The following is a 21,447-nucleotide window of genomic DNA, read 5'->3' on the forward strand; positions in this document are numbered from 1 at the left end:
GCCCCGCTCACGGGAACGGATGCGGCACCCGCCGCAACTCCTCCTCCCGCAGCGGCTCCCGCACCAGACCGGCCCGGTACGGCGCGCCGCGCAGCCTCGGCATGGTGAGCGCCCGCTGCCGGGGCCAGCCGAAGTCGATCGGCAGCAGCCCCGGCGCAAGTGTGGCCACCGTGCGCAGCCCCATCCGCCGCTGCTCGGGCGTGGTCTGGTCGACGGCGATCACCTCGCAGCCCGCCGCGCCCAGCAGGTCCCGCACCAGCAGCAGGTCGTCGCGGAGGTCCCCGGTGCGCGGGCGCCGTTCCTCCCAGCCGGTGAACAGCGTGTCGAGCGGTGCCACGCGGGGCGGCTTCAGATAGCCGGAGGCGTGCACCCGCATCGCGGGCAGCCCGAACAGCGCCGCGTGGTCCGGCAGCCGCTTCACCAGGTCGAAGTCCTCAGCCATGGCGGCGAGTTCGGCGGGCCGTTCGGCGACCTGACCGGGCAGATGCGGGATGTAGGTGAGGATCTCGGAGACCGCCGACTCCAGGGCCGTCTCCGGGTCGAAGGAGGCGCCCGCCGCGAACGCCAGGGAGCCCGGCGCGTCGTCGCGGCGCACGGCGAGCCCGGTGACCACCGGCACCGGGAGATCCACCCGGTTGTCGAAGACATGCACGTCGTAGCCCTGGAGCGCGGCCCGCGCCACCATCGCCCGCACACTCGGCGAGCGCACCGAGTCCAGGTCGATCTCCGGCAGCGGCAGATCGCCGTACCAGCCGAGCAGGAAGGCGTCCCGCTCGATCAGTTCGAGCAGGCCGAAGAAGACCGCTTCCTCCCAACTACTGCCGGTGGCGCAGCCATTGGAGCACTCGAAGACGAAGTTGTCGGCGGCCGTGCCCGCGCTGTAGTAGACCAGCCGGGCCGGTACCAGCACCGGGCGGCCGTCCCGCAGGGACCAGCCGGTCACCCACGGGATCGGCCGGGCCGGGTCGAAGGGCTCGACCATCGGGTCCTCGGCGTAGGTACGGGGCTCGTACAGCCCGCAGGTACGCGGATCGAGGGCGCGTTCGCCCAGCTCCTCCAGGGAGGCGGTCACGACCGGCGCGCGGTGCCTGCGATGGGTGCCCGCGTACCGTTCCAGGCCCTCAAGGAAGGCCAGGTCGCGGCTGCCCGCGAAGGAGTTGGCCTGACCGCTCCAGGTGACGTCGGTGAGACCGGCGTACCCCCGCATGAAGACGCTGCCCGCGACCGGCGCGGTGGTGGGGGAGGTGACGTCGATCCAGGTGCCGCCGCCCAGCACCCCGCACACCGGGTTGGCCAGCGCCTTCACCGGCAGCGGGTGGTCCGACGCCCGGCGCAGCCGGTAGGAGTCCGGGCGCGGCTTGGGCTGCGGGGCCGGCGCGGGGAGTGCGGCCTCCGCCGCCGCGCGGGTCGCCGCCTCCTCGGTGAAGGGACGGCAGTGCGGGCACATCGGCTCGGGCAGCAGCGGGAACGTCCGCACCCGCAGCGTCTCCAGGTCCAGCTCCGTGACCTGGGGCAGCCCGGCGTCCGGGCCCTCCGCGGTGTGCCGGGCCGCGCCGGAGGCGATCAGGAGGTGCAGCGACCACACCGCGTCCACGGTGTGGTCCGGCAGCACCGGCCACGCCCCGGCCGCCGTGGTCTCCGTACCGGTCTCCAGCGCCTCCCGCTCGGTACGGGTCCGCAGCCGCTGCCGCCGCATCGCCAGACAGGTTCCGCAGGCCGGGCCGGCGGCCGGGGTGCCGCCCCACGGGCCGAGCAGCACGGCCTGCGCGGTCAGGTGCACGGTGGCCGGGTCGGCGGGGAGCGCGGACCCGCCGAGCACATCGGTGTCGCCGATCCGGGACACGGCCGGCGCGGGCAGCCCGGCCGCGGCCGCACGCGCCGCCAGCCGGGACCGGAGGCCGGCCCGCACGGCCTCCAGTGCGGTCATCGTCGTCGTCATGTCCGGTTGCTCCAGCGGAAGATCCGGGTGGCGATCACCCCGAAGACCAGGGCGAACACGGCGAGGCCCGCGCAGTCCAGCGCGATGTCGCCCAGGTCGCCGCGGCCGCCCATGGCGTCGGTGAGACCGTCGTTCAGGTAGTGCAGCGGCAGCACCTTGGCGGCGGTGCGCAGCCAGCCCGGCATCAGGTCGTCCGGGAAGAACGAACCGGAAAGGAACGCCATCGGCACCATCACCAGGTTGGCGATGGCCGCGACGGCCTCCGGGGTGTCGGCGAGGCTGCCGACCACCAGCCCCATGGCGAGGAAAGCGGTCACCCCCAGCACCAGCAGCGGCAGCGCCGCCCACCAGGGGCCCATCAGCTTCAGCCCGAAGAACGGCAGCAGCGCGACTGCCGTGAACAGCGCGGTCTGCGCGAGCGCCACCGCCATGGCCACCGTCCACCGCGAGGCGAGCAGGGTGCGCAGCGGGGTCGGGGTGCGCCAGATCAGCCGGAGCAGGTCGTCCCGGCGCCACTGCATCAGCGCGAACCCCACCGAGAACACGGCCGCGTTGCCCACGCCCCAGGAGAGCACGCCCGGCGCGATGTAGTTGATGGAGGCCAGCCCGCCGTTCACCTTGTCGCCCTGGAAGATGAGGCCGAACAGGACGAGGAACGCGAGCGGGAAGGCGAAGGTGAAGAAGAGGGTCGTCCTGTCGCGCACGCTCGCGACATAGGTGGCCCTGGTCAGTGCGGCGTAGGCGCTCAACGGTGGTGCTCCGATCCGGTGCCGGTCAGGGAGAGGTAGGCGTCTTCGAGGGTCGGGGTGCGCACGGAGACCGAGTCGATGTCGACCAGGCCACCCAGGGCGGGCAGTACCCGGCCCGGCACCGTCGTCTCGATGACCAGGTCGGCGCCCCGGACGGTGGCCCGGTCCACACCCGCCAGCGCGAGCGCGGCCCCGGCGGACACCTGGTCGGCGGGCACCAGCAGCCGGGTCGGCGCGGCCAGGGCACGGATCAGGCTGCGGGGCGAGTCCAGCGCGACGACCCGGCCACCGGCGATGATCGCCACCCGGTCGCACAGCGCCTCGGCCTCGTCCAGGTAGTGGGTGGTGCAGATGATCGTCCGCCCCTCCGAGCGCAACGACCGCAGCAGCTCCCACAGTTCGCGCCGCGCCTCCGGGTCGAGCGCGGCCGTCGGCTCGTCCAGGAAGATCAGCTCCGGCTCGTTGAGCAGCGCGCCGGCGACCGCGAGCCGCTGCCGCTGACCGCCGGAGAGGTGGTCGACCCGCGCGTGCTCCTTCCCGGTCAGCCCGACCCGCTCCAGCGCCGTCCTCGCGGCCTCCGGCGCCATGCCGTACAGCGCGGCCACCGTGCGCAGATGCTCGCCCGCGGTCAGCCGCGCGAAGAACGCCGACGCCTGGGTCTGGACGCCGATGCGGGCCAGCAGCGCGATGTCGCGCGGCCAGGGGCGCTGCCCGAACACGGTGACACTGCCGGAGTCGGCCTCCCGCATGCCCTCCACGATCTCCACCAGGGTGGTCTTGCCCGCGCCGTTCGGCCCGAGGATGCCGAAGAACTCACCGTGCCGCACCTCCAGGGAGACGCCGTCGAGTGCGGTCACCTCCCCGTAGCGCTTGCTGACGCCGTCCAGGGCGACGACGGTCTCGGTAGCGGTGCCGCCCGGGGCGGGCTCCGTCCTGCTGTCGGGTGCGCTCATCTCGCCTTTCCTCAACTGATGTACGGCAGATGGGGCTTGCTGCTCCGGTCCGGAGCCGGGGGAGGCCGTCGGGGCCGCCTCGGTGGTACGCCGGTCCCGCAGGCGCCGGCCGAGGCCGCCCAGCGCCCACAGCAGCAGGACGCCGGCGAGCAGCGCGGGCGGCAGCGACCAGGCGAGCACCGCCGGGCCGTCCGGCAGCATCGTCCGCAGCACGGCGCCGCACAGCAGCAGCAGCGCCGCGCTCTGCACCGCCGTCAGCAGCGCGAAACCGCCGTACAGCAGCCGCAGGCGCACGGGGTACGCGGCGATGCCCGGACCCCGCCGGAACAGCGCCCGCACGGCCAGCCCGGTGAAGGTGCGGGAGCCCTCGGACAGGCCGGAGACGCCCAGCGCGTGCCCGAGCGCCTTGTAGCCGTCCAGCGGCGGCAGGGGCAGCAGGTTGGCCACGCCGAGGAGGGTGCCGAGCAGCAGCAGCGTGCCCAGCGCGGGCCGGGCCCCGGCGCCGGACGGGAGCAGCGCCCACACCGCGTAGAACGGCGCCAGGAACAGCAGGTTGGCGAAGACGCCCGCGCACGCCGTGGCCACCTTCCGGGCGCGGCTGCCGAGGAACTGGACGTCCTCCACCTCGCAGTACAGATAGGTGGCGCAGCAGATCCAGCGCAGCCCGATCTCGGTGACCCGTCCGCCCCAGGCCCGCGCGAACAGGCCGTGCGCCAGCTCGTGCAGGGCCAGCGAGCACCACAGCACACAGCCGACGGCGAACAGCAGCACCGGCTGCTCCGCCGTCTGCTCCGTCTGCCGCCACAGCGTCCCGGCCTGCACGACGACGGCGGTGAACACGCCGACCGTCAGCGCGGTCAGCACCGCGAGCACGGCCGGTCGTCGGGCGGGGGCGGTGAGCCGGTGCAGCCGGTCCATCAGGGCGGGGGCGTCCGCCACCATCCGGGTCCGCCCGGCCAGCATCCCGTTCGGCGGGCGCTCCGGCCCGGCCGGCGGTGCCGGGGACGGCGTCGGTGAGCCCTCCAGCAGACCCCGGCCGTGCAGCAGCCGCAGCAGCTGCCCCCACTGCGCCTCCCCGAGCCGGGCCCCGAACGCGCCCGCGTACTCCCCGCCGATCTCCTCCAGCGTCCGGGTCCCGTCCAGCCGGGTGATCAGGAAGTGCTCCTTGGGCCCCAGCTCCAGGCGCCGTCCGGTACGCGGGTCCTTCAGCAGCCGGATGACGGCCGTACCGCGCATTAGCCGGGGCCCGGCCACCAGATCGGGGCGCACCCTGGGGCGGCCGGCCAGGAAGGTCCCGGTGGTCACCCCTCACCCCCACGGCGCCAGCCTGTCAGCGACTCGCCCGCGTCAGCCTCCGCACCCCGCGCGCCACCGTCCCGCAGGGCGCGGGCGAGCACGTAGGACAGGAACGCCTCGTCGCGCACGGTCGTGCTCAGCCGGTTGTTGGTCATGTGCAGATACGGCGAGAGCAGCATTGGCAGCGTCCGCGCCGGGTCGGCGGGGCGCAGGTCGCGGGTGCCGTCCCAGGAGCGGAAGACCAGCTCGCCGTCGCGGGTGAGCGCCAGTGCCCGGTCGCGCAGCTCGGCGCAGTGCCCGGCCCAGCCGCGCAGGAACGCCGGGAGCCGTCCGGTCCCGCCCGCAGCCACCGCGTCCCGGATGTCCCGGAACCGGCCCGGCAGGCTCGTGCCCATCGCGGTGTAGGCGCGGTCGTAGCCCTCGTCGGCGGTGTAGTCGGTGCTGGAGAACGCCCGGTTCCAGAAGGCGTGGTAGCGGTCCAGGAAGGACAGCAGGGCCTCGTCCTCGCGCAGGAAGGTGCCGGACATCACCATCATCAGCTGGGCGGACAGCCCGAGCAGTACGGTGCGCAGATGCAGGTTCATCGAGCGGGCGGCCTCGATCACCAGGTCGCTGGAGTGCTGGAAGTGCCACTCCGCCAGCTCGATCCCGGCCGGACCGCCGTACTTGCCGTACTCGGGTTCGTAGGGGCGGTCCTCGAAGGTGTTGTTGGGGCGCAGCACCATCCGGCCGTCCGGACCGAGGTACTCCGCGCGTTCCTCGTCGCCGAACTCCAGGGCGAAGAGGGTCTCGTAGAGGTCGGCGAAGAAGCCGTCCTTCACCTCGTACAGCGCGGGCCGGTCGCGGAGGAACCTGTCCAGCGCGGCGTGCGCCCGCTCCCGGACCACGGAGGCGTCGGCGGCGCGGGCCGGCTTCAGGCGCAGCCGCAGATGCGGGCCCTCCAGCCAGTAGTTGATGAAGAAGTACCCGGCGAGCAGGCCCTCCTCGGTGAGGGCGTCGACCAGGGGGCGGACGCACTGGACGAGCAGCGGGCGGGGGCTGGCCGCGTAGAAGACGTGCACGGCCAGCCACTCGCCAGGCGCCCGACCGGGTACGGCGGAGGCTTCGGTGGGAGCGGTCATGGGGTGGCGTCCTCCTCGGGTCGGGCGGGCAGCAGTTCGACGGCGAGTTCGGCCACGTGCCGTCCGCGCGGTGAGGTGACGTGCAGTTCGTCCTCGGCGGGGAGCATCTCCTCGAAGACGGTCCGGGCCCGTCTCCCGGCGAGGAGCCCTTCGAGGGCGGTGAGGGAGAGCGGGCTCTCGAAGTCGACGTACTGCGGCTTGGACCCGCCGAACCAGGCGGCGCCCCGGCCGTCCTCCGTCTCCTCGTGGACGGTGGCGAACACGCGGGCGGGCAGGCCGTGCCGGGCGCGCCAGCGGTGCCAGGCGAGATACCAGTCGGCGTCGCTGGTGCCTGGCGTCCGGAGGGGGAGGCGGCCGTCGCCGGCGGTCCAGGAGCGCCGCTGGAGCACCAGGGAGTGGTGGCGGACGCGGGGCCGGCGGGTGACGCCGTCCGTCGCGGGGCCGGTGGGCACCCCGCGCCACACGTCCGGCACCGAGCGGGAGGTGGGCGAGAACAGCAGCAGGGTGCGCGGGATCTCGGGCAGCACCATCGGCACGAGATAGCCGAGATAGACCGGGACGACCTCGCGGTCCAGCCGGCGGGAGCGCAGCAGCAGCCGGTCCTCGGTCTCGTCGTGCACCGCGTACAGGTCGTCCAGCTGGAGGCGGGCCTCGTCGGGGGCGGTACTGTGCTCGCCGGGGCAGACGATCTCGTGGTCGGTCAGCCGGCCGTGCAGATTGAGGTTGGTGGTCGCGGCACCGGCCGTGACCTCGGCCAGGACCGCACCGGGCGGCGGCACCGAACGCAGTCCGTCCCGCAGGGCGTCCGTGAGGCCGTCCGCGCCGTCGAAGCAGTGCGTGAAGCGGGTGAAGGGGAAGCAGAGACCGCCGTACGAGTTGTTCAGCACGGCCAGCGGACCGTCCTCGCGGCGGGCCAGCTGGAGGAAGTGGCTCTGCGGACGGAACGCGGGCGCGGCGGCGCCGAGCGCGTCGGCCAGCTCGTCCACGGTCGCGTCGTCGATAAGGAACTCCGCGCTGTCCGGCGGAAGTTCGGACCAGCGCTCGCGCATCCGGGCGGTGAGCAGGGCGCGGGCCCGGTCGACGGAGGTGATCTCCGGGACCCCGAGCCAGTTCTCCTCGGGGGCGTGGCTGCCGTCCGGGAGGTAGCCGTCCTTGGCCGCGGTGAACTGGAGGTACTGGCGGAAGACGTCCTCGTGGAAGTCGTGGACCAGCCGCAACAGGTCCTCGCAGCGGCCACCGGGCCCGTACCGGGCGACGAAGAACCCCTTGAGGGTGAGCCGTTGGGGCAGCGCCACGTCGAAGGCGGGCAGCACCCTCCCGATCGACCGCAGCGGAGTGGCGACCGGCTCGGCCCAGTCTGCGAGCGGCGCGCCGGTGGTGCCCGCCGACACGTCCTCGTAGAGCAGCGTCTGCGGAAGTACGGGGCGTTCGGCACCCAAGTCGGTCTGGAGAGAGGCGAGTTCGGCGCGGAGTCCGGCCAGCAGCGCACGTCGGATGGGTACGTCGGCGTCCCCGTACCGCGCGACTGCCTCGGCCGGGCCGTCCAGCCGGGCGGCGACGGTGTCCGCCCAGTCCACCCCCAGTCCGCGCAGCGCACGCTGGAAGGCGCGCAGCGGGTCGGGGCTGTGCACGCTCGTCTCCAGCAGGGGGAGCTGGAGCATCCCCAGCTCGCGCAGCGCCGTCAGATAGTGCCCCGCCTCCTCCTCGCCGGCGCCCGTGGTGGCGGCCAGCCGGCGGGCCAGGTCGCCGTGGGTCAGCGTGCCGTCGGTGTCGCGCAGCAGCGTCAGCATCCCGTCCAGGGCGCCCTGCCGGCGCAGGAAGAACAGCCGGTCCTGGGCGGCGTCGAAACTCACCGGCGCGCTGTCGTCCCCCGCCGTGACCGCCCGCCGGACATAGCGCACCCGGTCGTCGTCCCGCGTCCAGCCCGAGGCCGGTGCCACCGGCAGGGCGGCGCGGCGGGCCGGGTCGGCCACGATCAGCTCGGCTAGCCGGGTGAGGACGACCACGTTCAGCCGGGGGTGGCTCGTCCAGTCGTCGCCGACCTCCGTCAGGTCACCGCCCTCCGTGAAACCGCCGAGCGCGACCCCGGTCAGCGTGCTGAACGGGCTGGTCTTGCAGGCGGTGCGGTACAGATACGACAGCAGCGAACGCTCCATCTTGCGGGCCCGCTTGCCCGGCGCCCCGGTCCGGTCGGCGGCGAACGCGTCGAGCCGCTCCTCCAGCGTGGGCGAGGCCAGCAGCAGGCCCCGGCGGAGCCGGTCGTCCAGCGCCAGTTCGCGCAGCGCGGCCCGGGTGCGGGCCAGTGCGCCGCCGAGCACCGTCTCGCCCTCGGCGCGCAGCTCCTCGAAGCGCAGCCGTGCGTCCAGCCAGGCGGTGAGGTCGGCGCCGGTGTCCTTGTCGAGGCGCCGGGCGAGGTCGCGGGCGGCCGGGAGGTCGGCGGGGAGGCGGTTGTTGAAGACCTGGCGGCGCAACCCGAGGAGCCGGCGGCGCAGCCCCGCGTCCTCGGTGGTGCCGACCGCTGCCGAGAGGGGATCGCTCAGGCGGGCGCCGAGGTCGCGCAGCCTGTCCTCCTCCGCCGCCGTGCGGGCGGCCCAGTCGGCGGTCTCGGGAGCGCGCAGCACCTCCACGGTCTCGGCCGGAAGACCGGCCACGCGCAGCATGAAACGGCGGTGCAGGGTCACAGTGGTCTCGGCGACGGTGATGGCCGGGCTCATACCGTGCTGCCCCTTTCGGGTCGGGACTCCCGCGCGACCGGCAGGAGGCGGGCGGTGGGGCGGGTCATGGGGTGACGACGTCGTAGCGGTAATCGGCGGGCCGGGGCCGCTCCTCGCCGATCATCATGATCAGCAGCGGCACCTCGCCCCGGCCGGCCACCCCGAACTCCTCCGCGTACGACACGCAGTCGAAGCCCAGCGCGGCCCCGCAGCCGGTCCCGGTGGCGGAGGCGGCGGTGTACACGGCCTGGGCGATGGCTCCCACGGCCGCGTTGACCAGCCGCAGCCCCCGGTCGCCCACGGCGTCCAGCACCGCGTACGTACGCGCCACCGGCACCAGCACGGCGGCCGCCTGCTCCAGGTTGTAGTTGGCCAGGAAGTAGTTCTCCTGGAGGAACGCCCCGGACTCGCCGGACCTCAGCAGCACCAGCCCGCCGGTGTCCCGGTCGTACTCGTACAGCCCCGGAGGTACGTCGCGGACGTGGTTGACGAAGACGTGGAACCGGGTCAGGGGTGCCCCGCCCGGTGTCTCCACGTCGCTGTCCAGGGTCGCGGCCGTGACGGCGGCGGCGAGCGTCACCGCCAGCTTGGCCGGGTCCAGCGGAGCCCCCGCGGTGAACCGGCCGAAACTGCTGCGCCGTTCCCTCAGCGCCCGCCGCACGGTGGTCTCCAGCGGAGCCGGACCGGGCAGCGGCACCCGCTCACCGGGCCCCGCCGGAGCCGCGAGCGCCGAGTCCAGCCGGCCGGGGGCGGGCCGGTCGGCGGCGCCCTCCAGCGTGGCGGTGTGCACCCGGCCCAGGGCCGGGAAGGTCAGCGTCCGCCGGGAACGCTCGTCCGGCACCCGCCGCACCGCCGCTCCCGGTGTCCCGGGGCCGGGCGCCGCCGGGGCGGACGCGTCCCAGCGCAGCGGTACCACGGCGAACACCCCGTCCTCGGCGGGGTCCAGGCCCAGCAGCCGCCCGATGCGCGGCTCGTCGAACCACAGGGCGGTGCCGAGCCGCAGCCCGTGCGCCCGCGCCCACATCCGCCAGGTCTCCAGCAGGGCGCCGACGTCCATCGTCACGGCGTGGTAGGAGAAACTGTTGTACTTGAAGGCGTTCTGCCAGAAGGTCACCCCCAGCACCAGGAACTGGTCGGTGTCCGCCTCCGCCAAGTCGCCCAGCGCGGCGCGCACTTCGCCGGTCACATCGCCCGACAGCAGCCGGTTCAGCCGGTGGTGCGGGGTGTCGTAGTAGTAGACGCCCGGGGTGAGGGGGCCACTCGCGCCGCTCACCCAGTGGACGCCCACCGGGTACAGGCCGCCGCCCGAGGCGGTGCCGCGCGACCAGTTGGCGTGGGTGTGGAACGGCAGCGACCCCAGGTCCGAGTTGGCCTGCACCGCCAGCCGGCGCCCCGTCAGCCCGTAGGAGTCCCGGAGCATCGCGCCCAGCAGGGGGAGCGTGAAGGCACCCGTGCCCGGTTCGCCGAACAGACCCCGGCCCAGCGTGGCGTCGTCCGCGCAGCCGCCGTCGGGCAGCGGGAAGGAGGGGGCGCCGGGGAAGTACTTGCCCTTGCGGGGCCGGTCGGCCCAGTCCGGCACGAAGCCGGCCGGCTCCATCGGGGTCCTGCCCCGCCGCATCACCGCGGTCGCGTACTCATGGGCGTATCCCATGGTCACTCCCTAGTCAGCTCGTCTGTGGCGGGCGCCCGGCGGTTCGGGCCGGGTGCCCGGGATGTCGTTGGTGGGGACAGCCGCTCGGGCGGTCAGGGGAAGGGGTGCGGGGCCGGGTTGCAGTCGTCGGGCGTCAGCTCCGCCGCACGGAGCCCGGCCTCGCGCAGCGCGGTACGGGTACGGGGCAGCCACGGGCCGCGCTGCCGGCTCCAGCCGAAGTCGATCGGGACGAGGCCGGGCACCAGCACCTTGACCGTGCTCAGGCCCAGCTCCCGCTGCTCGGGCGCCGTCTGGTCGACCACCACCACGTCGAAACCGCGCGCGGTGACAGCCGCGACGACCGTCTCCACGTCCGCGCGCAGCTCGGCCGGACGAGCCCGGGGACGGTCCGGGGCGAGCGAGGCGAGCGGGACCCGCTCACCGTCGTCCCTGCCGCGCAGCAGGAAGTCGGTGTACCGGCCCATCTCGGGGAGCCCGTACAGCAGCGGATGGTCGTGCAGCACCCGTACCTCGTCGAAGTCGTCGGCCATCCGGCGCAGCCGCCGCTCCTCGCGGGCGGTACGGCGGCGCAGGTTCACCGAGTCGGTGGCGATCTCGCACAGCCCGCCCGCGAGGGCGTCCTCGGGGTCGGGGGAGGCGCCCGCGCCGAAGCACAGCAGCCCGGGGCCGCCGTCCACCCGCTCGGCCACCGCCGTCACCACCGGCACCGGGAAGCTGATCCTGGTGTCGAAGAACCGCGCCCGGTACCCGTACATCGCCAGCCGGTCCACCATCGCGCGGGTCGCTGGCCGGGTGCTGCTCGCCGGGTCGATCTCGGGCAGCCGGGCCCGGCCGAACCAGGCCAGCAGGAAGGCGTCGCGCTCGATGGTCTCCATCAGGCCGTGGTGCACGGCCTCGGCCGGACTGCCGCCCGACGCGCAGCCGTTGGAGCTCTCCTGCACGAACCGGCGCCGGATGCCGCCCGGCGCGTGGTAGTACGCGACCACCTCCGGGACGAGGACCGGCCGGGCGTCCCGCAGCGACCAGCCCCAGACCCACCGGACGGGCCGGTCCGGCGCGAACCGGGGCGCGCCGACGGCGTCCGCGTCGAAGGTGTCCGGGTACAGGCCGGTGACCCGGGGGTCGACCGCCGTGTCGCCCAGTTCCTCCAGCGTCGCCGTGACCACCGGACGCCGGGCACGCGCCCGCATCCCCGCGTACCGCTCCAGCCCCTCCAGCAGCCCGACCCGCACGCTCGTGCCGTACGCATCGCTGTGCCCGCCCCAGTAGCACTCGCGCAGATGGGCGCCCGAGCGGGTGGTGAAGGCGCCGACCGCCGAGGAGGTGGACGCAGAGGTCAGATCGGGCGCCACGGACGGCCCGAGCATCCCGGTCACCGGGTTGGCGAACGCCTCCAGCGGCAGGTCGTACGCGGCGGGCGGACGGGTTCGGAAGCTGCCCGGCGCGTGCTCCGGCGTGGGCTCCAGTACGATCCGGGCACCCTCGGCCGTGTCGTCCGGCCGGTCCGCGCAGGACGGGCACTCACCGTCCGGCACCAGCGGGAACCGGGAGATCCGCAGGGTCTCCAGATCCAGCAGCCACACCCAGGGATGCCGTACGGCACGCGGGTGCGCGTCCGCCGCCGAGACCAGCGCGGCCAGCGCGTCCACCGCGAAGTCGGCTTCCCACGGCGGGGTCCCGGCCGCCCGGGTCGGCCCGCCCCGCTCCAGCGCGTCCCGCAGGAACCCGGCGCGTACCGCCTGCCAGCGCCGCGCCAGACAGCGCGGACAGCCACGGCCGGCCACGGGAGCCACCGGGCCGACCACGGCGTGATGTCCGTACAGGCCCACGGGAATCGCACCGGGCGCGAACTCACCTGCGCCCCGCACGAGTTCGTCGCGGACGCCGAGTGCCGTCACCACGGCGGGCCGGCCGGGGACGCGGGCGGCTAACGCGGCGGTCAGCCCTGCGCACACCGTGTCCCAGGGCGAGTCGACGGCGACCGGCGCCGCCTCCGTCTCAGTGGGCACCGGACTCGCCACCGGTGAGCAGCACCCGTACGGCGTGGATGTCGCCCGCCGCCAGGTCCGGCGCGGCCACCGGCACCGCGAACGCGTCCCGTCCGGCCGCCGCCAGCGCGTCCAGTACCCCGGCCCAGTCCGTCCCGGCCGCCCGCAGCGACGCCGGCTCGCCCTCGGGGACCAGCGCGGCCGCCTCCAGGTCGGCCCACAGCGGGTCGCCTAGGTCCGGCTCGGCCCCGGCCCGCCGCAGCTGCTCGGCGCCGAGCAGATCGCGCAGCGCCTCCAGCACCGCCTCGCGCGGACGCAGCCCGCTGCCCGGCGCCCAGCGCACCGCGCCGCTCTCCCGGTCGGTGTGGCGGGCCAGAGCCACCGGCAGCGCGGTCGCCCCCGCCCCCGTCAGGTCCAGCACCTCGACCGCGACGCCCAGGGTCTCCGCCGAGCGCAGCAGGAACAGCGACTCGGCGTCCTCGGTGAGGGAGCCGAGGTCCACCAGCCGTACCGGGGCCGCCCGGCGTATCGCCCGGCGCAGGGCGTCATGGGCGAGGGCGGAGCGCAGGGCGCGGGCCAGCGCGGCGCGCGGGGTGCCCGCGGCGCCCGTACCGGCCGACGTGCGCTCGAACAGGCCCTGGCCGTTCCAGCCGCCCAGGGTGCGCACCGCGCCCGTGGGCACCAGCACCGTCCGCCCGTCCAGCAGCGAAACCGCCTCCGACCACGCGGCGACCCGCTCCACGGGCACGTCCAGCCCGCTCGACAAGGCGAGTCCGGCCGGTGCGACCCGGCTCCACGCGCCGCCGGCCGCCACCTCGGGCGGCACCACCTGCTCGGCGTACACCTCGGCACCCCGGAACAGCGCGGCGAGCCGGGCCCCGGCCACATGGTGCACGTCGATCGCGGAGACCTCACGGACCCGGCCGGCGGAGACTCCGAGGCGTACGGTGCTCACCTTCAGCGGGGTCTGCTCCCAGTCGTCGTCGGCGTACCCGCCGAACACCCCGGCCGCCGCACGGACCAGGACGTCCCGCTGCTCCAGCGCGGCCAGCGCCGACTTGGCCGCAGCCTCGTCGGCCGGGCCGTCGGCGGGCAGCGCCACCGGCTCGTCGTCCGGGTGCGGCACCCGCAGCGCGGCCCCGTCCGGGGCCTCGGGCTCCGCACCGGCGGCGCAGAACGGGCAGCGGGGGTGCGGCAGCAGCGCCTCGGCCAGCACGTCCAGTGAGTCGAGATCCTGCACGACGACCTGGTTACGGGTCTCGGCCGGCAGCGCCTCGGTCACCAGCCGGAACACCTCGAACGACAGCAGATTGCCGAGCATCCCCGCGAGCGGCCCGGTGGGCACGCGCCCCGGTGCGCCCACCGGCGCGGCCGGTCCGAGGGCGGCCCACAGCTCGGCGCTGTCGGCCGCGCCGGCACCCGCGCCGAGCCGCAGCGCTGCGCAGCACCAGCAGCCCGGCGTCCCGGCCGTCATCACCGGCCCGACCACCGCCCGGTTCCCGAACGTCCACGCTCCGAGCAGCCGCCGCCCGGCCGGCACGCCCTCGGTGAGCAGCCGCAGGATCTGGCCCGGCGCGCTCGCCCCGGTCACCAGCACCGTGTCCCAGCCGTCGAGCCCGGCCCAGCCCGGCGTGCCGCCGTCCAGCCGCGTCAGCGTGGGGGCGCAGCCCGCCTCGGTGAGCGCCGCGACCTCCGCGTCGAGGCCGGCCGTGCCCCGGGGCTCACGGTCGAGGGCGCCCTCCGCCGCGTCCTCGACCGTGACGGCCACCGTGGCGCAGCCGTTGCGCAGCAGACCCAGCGCGGCCCAGCGCGCCATCTCGTCGTCACCGAGGACCGCCACCCGGGTGTCGCGGAACCTCGCGAACCTGCCGTGGGCGTCGTCCGCGTAATGATCCAGATAGTCGAGCTGATGCGCGAAATGCTCTGCCACCTGCGGCGACAGGGTGCCACCGGTGGGTCTCGGCCCGGCATCCCGGGCGAAGCCACGCGCGTAGAGTGCGCGCACGAGTCGGACCACCATGTCGCGCTGCCTGTCCCCCAGGCCGGCGCAGAGTTCCTCGACCCGCCGCTCGCCGTCGAGATGGGGCACGATCAGCGCGGCGAAGCGGTACGCGGACTGGGTGACGACGTTGAACCCGCCGTGCGCGTTGTGGAACAGGACACCGTTCGGGGTCTGTGTGAACAGGACGTCCCTGCGGATACGCGGCCGCGACCGCGCGATCTCCTCGGGGGACGCGGGAGGGTTGGCCATGCTGTGGAACCTCCGGGTGAAGAGGGGGAGGAGCGGTCAGCCGGCGGGGGGTGGGGACTTCCGCGCCGGGTCGTGCGATGTCGGTTCGGGCGGTGCCGGTTCGGGTCGTGCCGGTTCGGGTCGGGGCGGTGCCGGGCCGGGCGGTGCCGGGTCGGGTGGTGCGGTGGCCGGGAGGCTGGTGCCGGCCGCCTGGACGAAGAGCCGCAGCAGGTCGTGGACCCGGTAGCGGCCCGACGGGTCCTCCTCCAGCAGCCCGGCGTCGACCAGTGCGCGCAGCACCAGCGCGCCCGGTGCCGGGGGAGAGGCCCGCTCCAGCGCGGACGGCACCCCGCCGGGCGGGGACGGCGGCACCCCGGAGGCGGGCAGCGCCGGGCGCCCGCCGTACGGTTCGCCCCGCAGCACGGCGAGCTGGAGACCGCGCAGCCCCGCACCCGGCTCCACCCCGAGTTCGGAGGTGAGATGGGCGTGGATACGCCGGTACTCCGCGAGCGCCTCGGCCCGGCGGCCCGAGCGGTACAGCGCCTCGATGAGCAGCGCCGAGAGCCCCTCGTGACCGGGCTGGACGCGCACCGCCTCGCGGGCCTCGGCGATCATCTCCCGGTGTCTGCCCAGGCGGAGTTCGCCGTCGAAGACACGCTCCACGGCGAGCAGCCGTTCCTCGGCCAGGCGCGGCACATGGTCGCGGTGCAGCTCGTCGGAGTGCACGTTGCCGAGCAGTGGCCCCTTCCACAGCCCCAGCGCGGCCCGCGCCAGCCGCAGCGCGGCCTCCGGGTCGTCGCCGGCCGAGGCCCGGCCGAGCAGGTCTCGGAAGTGGAGGAGGTCCAGGGTGTCGGCGTCCGCCTGGAGCCGGTAGCCGCCGGGAACGGCTTCGATGGCGCGGTCGGCGACCCCGTACTTGGAAAACAGGCGGCGCAGTCGGAGAACGCAGGTGTGCAGCGCCGATCTGCCGCCGGACGGCGGCCGGTCGCCCCACACCACGCGCTGGAGCAGCTCGCCCGGGACCACGGCACCGGGGTGCAGCAGCAGGGCGGCCAGCAGAGAGGTCGGTCTGGAGGGCTGGAGGACGACGGTCTCGTGACCGTCCGTGATGGCCAGCAGGCCGAGGATCTGGAAGCGGGGGCGGCCCGGACAGGCCGCCGCGGCCCGCTGATCTGGGAGAGCGCCGTCGGGCGCGGGAAATCCGGTCTTCACCACAGCCTTTCGCATCGCACGGTGAGTGATGCACCAACTGCTGCGCACGACAGCGCACTTGTTCACACCTGGGGTGTCGGACGTGAACAAGTGATCTGCTGAGAGGGGAACTTAGAAGCGAACCGGTCGGTTCGTCCAGAGGCTGACGCGAAACACCTGGTTACATCCGCGATACACAAGGGCTTTTGCCGGAAGTGGTGTTGGCCGCCGCCCCGCCGGGGCATACCCTCCCGGTGAAGTGGCGCGGCGCGTTCCCGCAAGGCCGCACCCAGGGGAGGAACAACCATGCCGTGGTGGGGACTGATCCCGGTCGCCTCGATGATCACCGGCCCGCTCGCGCTGTACATCCTGAGCCGCCGCAAGCGCGACTCCGACGACGCCGGGGACCAGCGCGGCTGACCCCGGCGGATTCCGGTCCGCTCAGCCCTGCCGCCCGACGTGCTCGGCCGGCTGACGCTCGCTCGGCTGGTGCTCACTCATGTACCAGCCGTCGACCCGCGGCCCGACCAGATCGGTCGGCCAGCCCGCCGTCCGCACGGCCGTGTCGTACACGGCGTCGCCGAACCTGACGATCGCCCCGTGCGGGTCGGGCAGCCGGCGCAGGTTCTGCCACGGCAGCACCGCCAGACCGAGGTCCGGATGCCACTCGGCGCCCTCGACACCCCATGACCGGCCGGTGAGACCGTCGGGTTGCGGCCAGATGTAGGCGTACATCCCGATGTCCAGCGGGCTGCCGCCGTCGCCATGGGTGTTGTCGAAGGAGAACCCCACCGACACGTACTCGTGCAGCTGGGCGTTGCGCATGAACGGCGGGCCCTCGGGGCCGGGGTCCGTCCGCTTCGGGCGCCACCGGGTCGCCGACAGGTCGAAGCCGCCCCACATCACACCGACGCGCGGCCGGTGCCCGAGGAACGGGGCCTGCCACGCCTCCAGACCGGACGCGGCGAGGTCGAACGCCTCCCACAGCAGCCGGGCCGAGTGCGCGTTCCACACCCGCTCCGCCCGGTCGTCCGCGAAGTTCGGCGGGGCGGCGGGCATCTCGCAGATCAGCGCGCTGCGCGGATGCGGGATGCCCAGCTCGGACGCGGCCTCGCAGAACGAGGTGTAGAAGTCGCAGACCGACGTCCGCTCCAGGGGCAGCGTCCGGGTGGCGCCGTCGGCCTCGATCACCACGTCACCGTCGAGCAGCCGGTAGTGCACCGCGAAGGTCACCCCGTTCCGCCGGAACGTCGGCGTGCGCAGCCCGCGCGGGGACACCTCCAGGACGATGTTGCCCCAGCCCACCTCGAACGGGTCGTCCAGCGAGTACTTGCCCGCGACCTGAATCACCCGGTTCACATACTCGATCATGGGGCCCAGTTCCGCGTGGTCCAGCACCGGCCACGCCTCGGGACGTTCGCTCACGGGAGCCTCCCGGCGGATCGATCCACATGTCCTCGACGGCCGCACAGCGCCGGACGCGAACCGCCAGATGTCCGGCATGACAGTCGTACGACCGCACACCCCCCGATTCTCCCACGCGCCCCGGAGCCTCGCCCGCTTCCCGCCCGTGCCGGATCGCACTCGGCGTGACACGATGACGGGACAGCGGCAATCCCACCTCAGAACGCCAGTTCCGCAGCAGCGTCTGAAGGAGCCCAGCATGGCGTCGTCCGAAACGACCGGCGCGGCCGGGATGCAGTTCGGCATCTTCACCGTCGGAGACGTCACCCCCGACCCCACCACCGGCCGTACCCCCACCGAGGCGGAGCGCATCCAGGCGACCGTCGCCATCGCGCGCAAGGCCGAGGAGGCCGGGCTCGACGTCTTCGCCACCGGCGAGCACCACAACCCGCCCTTCGTCCCGTCCTCGCCGACCACCCTGCTCGCCCACATCGCCGCGCGCACCGAGCGGATCATCCTCTCCACCTCCACGACGCTGATCACCACCAACGACCCGGTGAAGATCGCCGAGGACTTCAGCGTGCTCCAGCACCTGTCCGGCGGCCGCACCGACATCATGCTGGGCCGGGGCAACACCGGCCCGGTGTATCCGTGGTTCGGCCAGGACATCCGCCAGGCCATCCCGCTCACCGTGGAGAACTACGACCTGCTGCGCCGCCTCTGGCGCGAGGAGACCGTGGACTGGGAGGGCACGTTCCGCAGCGCGCTCCAGGGCTTCACCCTCGCGCCCCGCCCGCTGGACGACGTACCGCCCTTCGTCTGGCACGCCTCCATCCGCACCCCCGAGATCGCCGAACTGGCCGCCTACTTCGGGGACGGCTTCTTCGCCAACCACATCTTCTGGCCCGCCTCCCACACCCAGCAGCTGGTCGGCCTCTACCGGCGCCGGTTCGCGCACTACGGCCACGGCACCCCGGAGCAGGCCGTCGTGGGGCTCGGCGGGCAGGTGTTCATGCGGGCCGACAGCCAGGACGCGGTCAAGGAGTTCCGGCCCTACTTCGACAACGCCCCGGTGTACGGACACGGGCCCTCGCTGGAGGAGTTCACCCGGCAGACCCCGCTGACCGTAGGCTCACCGGCCGAGGTGATCGAGAAGACCCTGGGCTTCCGCGAGTACGTGGGGGACTACCAGCGGCAGCTCTTCCTCATCGACCACGCGGGGCTCCCGCTGAAGACCGTCCTCGAACAACTCGACCTGCTCGGCGAGGAGGTCGTCCCGGTGCTGCGCCGGGAGTTCGCCGGGGTCCGGCCCGAAGGCACCCCGGCCGCCCCCACCCATGCCTCGCTGCTGCGCGCACGCGAAAGCTCACGCGGAAGCGCACGCGACGGCGCACACGAGAGCCGAGGACCGGCCGACGACGGCGACCGGGAGGCACGATGAAGATCACGGTAATCAGCGGTGGGCTGCGCGAGCCCTCCTCCACCCGGCTCCTCGCGGACCGGCTGTCGGCATCCGTCGCCCGCGAACTCGAGGCGCAGGGCGAGCCGGTGCGGCTGTCCTTCGTCGAACTGCGCCCGCTGGCCCACCCCGTCATGGACGCGATGCTCACCGGGTTCACCGGCGCGGCGCTGGACGCGGCGTTCGAGACGGTGGCCGGGGCGGACGGCGTCATCGCCGTCACCCCCTCCTTCAACGCGTCCTTCAGCGGCCTGTTCAAGTCGTTCTTCGACGTGCTCCCGGAGGACACCCTCTCCGACATGCCCGTCCTCATCGCCGCCAGCGGCGGCACCGAACGGCACTCCCTGGTCCTCGAACACGCGCTGCGCCCGATGTTCTCCTACCTCCACGCGATCGTCTCCCCACGCCCCGTCTACGCCGCCACCGGCGACTTCGGCACCCAGGACGGCGCGGCCCTCGGCGCCCGCATCAACGCGGCGGCCGCCGACTTCACCCGCCTGCTGCGCGCCTGCGGCCCCCGCACCCGCGAGACCCAGGAGGACGCGGACCTGGCGACGATGCGGGAGCTGCTGGGCGGCGAGTAGTGCCCGAGGTGTCTACGCGCCGGCCCTCCCGAACCAAAGTGACCACCCAAAGCAACAAATCACCACACAGGCAAAAGCTTGAACAAGTCTGAAGCAACAAATCTTGACGTGTTCGATCGCGCTTCGTACGTTCCCGAGCGGCCGTGAGGAGTCACCGACTCCGCCTCCCCACCGCACGGCCGGCCGAAGGAGCAGACGATGCGCGCATTCAGATCCGCCGTGTTACCAGCTCTGCGCGGGCGCCTCGGGGCCGTCCTGTCCGTACTCGCCCTGCTGCTCGGCGCCCTGGCCGGGCTGAGCGCGCCCGCACAGGCCGCCGGGTCGGCGCCGTGCGACATCTACGCCGCCGCCGGGACCCCCTGCGTCGCCGCGCACAGCACGGTCCGGGCGCTGTTCTCCGGCTACGGCGGCCCGCTGTACCGGGTCACCCGCGCCTCCGACGGCGCGGCCACCGACATCGGCCTCCTGACCACCGGCGGCTACGCCGACGCCGGCCGCCAGGACACCTTCTGCGGCGGCACCACCTGTCGTATGTCGAAGATCTACGACCAGACCAGCCGCCACAACGACCTCGACCCCGGCCCGGCGGGCACCGCCGGGATAGGCGCCGACCGCGCCGCCGACGCGAGCGAACTCGCCGTCACCGCGGGCGGCCACAAGGTGTACGGCATCTGGATCTCGCCCGGCGTCGGCTACCGCTCCGCCGGCGCCGCCTCCGGCGTCGCGGTCGACGGACAGGCCGAGGGCGTGTACATGGTGGCCAGCGGCACCCACGTCGGCTCCGCCTGCTGCTTCGACTACGGCAACGCCGAACGCACCCCCGCCGACACCGGCAACGGCCATATGGACGCCGTCTCCATCGCCACCACCTGCTACTTCGCCCCCTGCACCGGCAACGGCCCCTGGGTCGAGGCCGACCTGGAGAACGGCATGTTCCAGGGCGACAACGGCTCCAACCTCGCCAACCGGGGCAACAGCAGCACCTACGTCACCGCCGTCCTGAAGAACGACGGCCGGACCCGGTACGCGCTCAAGGGCGGCAACTCCCAGACCGGTCCCTTAAGTACCTGGTGGGACGGCGCGCTGCCCTCGCGCGGCGGCTACCGGCCCATGCAGCAGGAGGGCGGCATCATCCTCGGCATTGGCGGGGACAACAGCAACTGGAACATGGGCACCTTCTTCGAGGGCGCCATGGTCTCCGGCTATCCCTCCGACGCCGCCGAGAACGCGGTGCAGGCCAACGTCGTCGCGGCCGGCTACTCCGGCCGGACCGACGTCCCAGGCGGCCCCCAGGGCACCGTGACCGGCCCCGGCGGCAAGTGCGTCGACGTCGCCGCCGACGACACCGGGGTCAACGGCACCGCCGTCCAGCTCTGGGACTGCCAGGGCTACGCCGAGGACCAGCACTGGACCCACAACCCGGACACCTCCCTCGGCACCATCTCCCGCTGCCTGGACATCGTCGGCAACGGCACGGCCAACGGCACCGAGGTCGAGCTGTGGGACTGCAACGGTGTCGGGGGGCAGAAGTGGGTCCAGCAGGCGGACGGTTCGCTGCGCAACCCCCAGTCCGGGCGCTGCCTGGACGCCCCCAACGGCACCTCCGCCAACGGCACCCGGCTGCGGATCTGGGACTGCAACGGCTCGGCCGCGCAGAAGTTCAGCGTCAACGGCGGCGCCCCGGTCGCCGCGCCCGGCGGCACATGCGTGGACGTCGCCGCCGACGACTCCGGCGTCAACGGCACCGCCGTCCAGCTCTGGGACTGCCAGACCTGGGCCGTCGACCAGCACTGGTTCCACCGCGCCGACACCTCGCTCTCCACCCTCGGCCGCTGCCTCGACATCAACGGCAACGGCACGGCCAACGGCACCCAGGTCCAGCTGTGGGACTGCAACGGTGTCGGGGGGCAGAAGTGGGAGCAGCAGGCCGACGGTTCGCTGCGCAACCCCCAGTCCGGGCGCTGCCTGGACGCCCCCGACGGCGCCACCGGCAACGGCACCCGGCTCCAGATCTGGGACTGCAACGGCTCGGCCGCGCAGAAGTTCAGGCTGAACTGACGACCCGGCACCAGGATCTTCCCTCCGGATGCGGGGGAAGCGGTCGCGGGGGAGCGGGAACACGCGGGCGGACGGCGCCTCGCCGTCCGTCACGCCCCGCCCCCGCACAC

Annotated in this window: 13 protein-coding genes; 3 read left to right on the forward strand and 10 right to left on the reverse strand. The window is 74.0% G+C overall.

Annotated features, from left to right (window positions below; genetic code table 11):
* Positions 1-7 precede the first annotated feature (7 nt).
* The 10 genes from ACFWN1_RS20385 to ACFWN1_RS20430 all read right to left on the reverse strand — a co-directional run bounded on the left by ACFWN1_RS20385 (position 8) and on the right by ACFWN1_RS20430 (position 17,257).
* Positions 8-1,939 (reverse strand): TOMM precursor leader peptide-binding protein, encoded by a 1,932-nt coding sequence (locus ACFWN1_RS20385; RefSeq protein WP_384363794.1) that lies wholly within the window; start codon positions 1,937-1,939, stop codon positions 8-10.
* The gene (locus ACFWN1_RS20390; RefSeq protein WP_384363796.1) at positions 1,936-2,688 is read right to left on the reverse strand and encodes an ABC transporter permease; all 753 of its coding nucleotides are present in this window, start codon (positions 2,686-2,688) and stop codon (positions 1,936-1,938) included. The genes ACFWN1_RS20385 and ACFWN1_RS20390 overlap by 4 nt, the downstream gene beginning before the upstream one ends.
* Positions 2,685-4,946, reverse strand: a complete 2,262-nt coding sequence (locus ACFWN1_RS20395) for an ATP-binding cassette domain-containing protein (RefSeq protein WP_384363798.1) — start codon at positions 4,944-4,946, stop codon at positions 2,685-2,687. The genes ACFWN1_RS20390 and ACFWN1_RS20395 overlap by 4 nt, the downstream gene beginning before the upstream one ends.
* Positions 4,943-6,058 (reverse strand): lantibiotic dehydratase C-terminal domain-containing protein, encoded by a 1,116-nt coding sequence (locus ACFWN1_RS20400; protein ID WP_384363800.1) that lies wholly within the window; start codon positions 6,056-6,058, stop codon positions 4,943-4,945. The genes ACFWN1_RS20395 and ACFWN1_RS20400 overlap by 4 nt, the downstream gene beginning before the upstream one ends.
* Positions 6,055-8,772 carry a lantibiotic dehydratase gene (locus ACFWN1_RS20405; protein WP_384363802.1) on the reverse strand — a complete coding sequence of 906 codons (2,718 nt, stop codon included), beginning with the start codon at positions 8,770-8,772 and terminating at the stop codon, positions 6,055-6,057. Before ACFWN1_RS20405 ends, ACFWN1_RS20400 begins: the two co-directional genes overlap by 4 nt.
* Positions 8,773-8,836: 64 nt before the next feature.
* Complete coding sequence (locus ACFWN1_RS20410; protein WP_384363804.1) at positions 8,837-10,423, reverse strand: SagB family peptide dehydrogenase; 1,587 nt, start codon at positions 10,421-10,423, stop codon at positions 8,837-8,839.
* A 92-nt stretch (positions 10,424-10,515) separates the two neighbouring features.
* A complete protein-coding gene (locus ACFWN1_RS20415; RefSeq protein WP_384363806.1) occupies positions 10,516-12,432 on the reverse strand; it encodes a TOMM precursor leader peptide-binding protein in 1,917 nt (638 codons plus the stop codon).
* A complete protein-coding gene (locus ACFWN1_RS20420; RefSeq protein WP_384363808.1) occupies positions 12,422-14,662 on the reverse strand; it encodes a TOMM precursor leader peptide-binding protein in 2,241 nt (746 codons plus the stop codon). Before ACFWN1_RS20420 ends, ACFWN1_RS20415 begins: the two co-directional genes overlap by 11 nt.
* Positions 14,663-14,698: 36 nt before the next feature.
* A complete protein-coding gene (locus ACFWN1_RS20425; protein WP_384363810.1) occupies positions 14,699-15,868 on the reverse strand; it encodes a BTAD domain-containing putative transcriptional regulator in 1,170 nt (389 codons plus the stop codon).
* 405 nt (positions 15,869-16,273) lie between these two features.
* A complete protein-coding gene (locus tag ACFWN1_RS20430) occupies positions 16,274-17,257 on the reverse strand; it encodes a DUF5996 family protein (protein ID WP_384363812.1) in 984 nt (327 codons plus the stop codon).
* A 271-nt stretch (positions 17,258-17,528) separates the two neighbouring features.
* Here ACFWN1_RS20430 and ACFWN1_RS20435 point away from each other — a divergent pair, with 271 nt between their 5' ends.
* The 3 genes from ACFWN1_RS20435 (at position 17,529) to ACFWN1_RS20445 (ending at position 21,337) form a co-directional block, all read left to right on the forward strand.
* Positions 17,529-18,677: an LLM class flavin-dependent oxidoreductase gene (locus tag ACFWN1_RS20435; protein ID WP_384363817.1), complete on the forward strand. Its 1,149-nt coding sequence runs from the start codon at positions 17,529-17,531 to the stop codon at positions 18,675-18,677.
* On the forward strand, positions 18,674-19,279 hold the full coding sequence (locus tag ACFWN1_RS20440; protein ID WP_384363814.1) for a CE1759 family FMN reductase: 606 nt from the start codon (positions 18,674-18,676) through the stop codon (positions 19,277-19,279). The genes ACFWN1_RS20435 and ACFWN1_RS20440 overlap by 4 nt, the downstream gene beginning before the upstream one ends.
* 198 nt (positions 19,280-19,477) lie before the next feature.
* Complete coding sequence (locus tag ACFWN1_RS20445; RefSeq protein ID WP_384363815.1) at positions 19,478-21,337, forward strand: arabinofuranosidase catalytic domain-containing protein; 1,860 nt, start codon at positions 19,478-19,480, stop codon at positions 21,335-21,337.
* The last annotated feature ends 110 nt before the right edge of the window (positions 21,338-21,447 follow it).

It is taken from the genome of Streptomyces sp. NPDC058459, assembly GCF_042721685.1.
Lineage (GTDB): Bacteria > Actinomycetota > Actinomycetes > Streptomycetales > Streptomycetaceae > Streptomyces.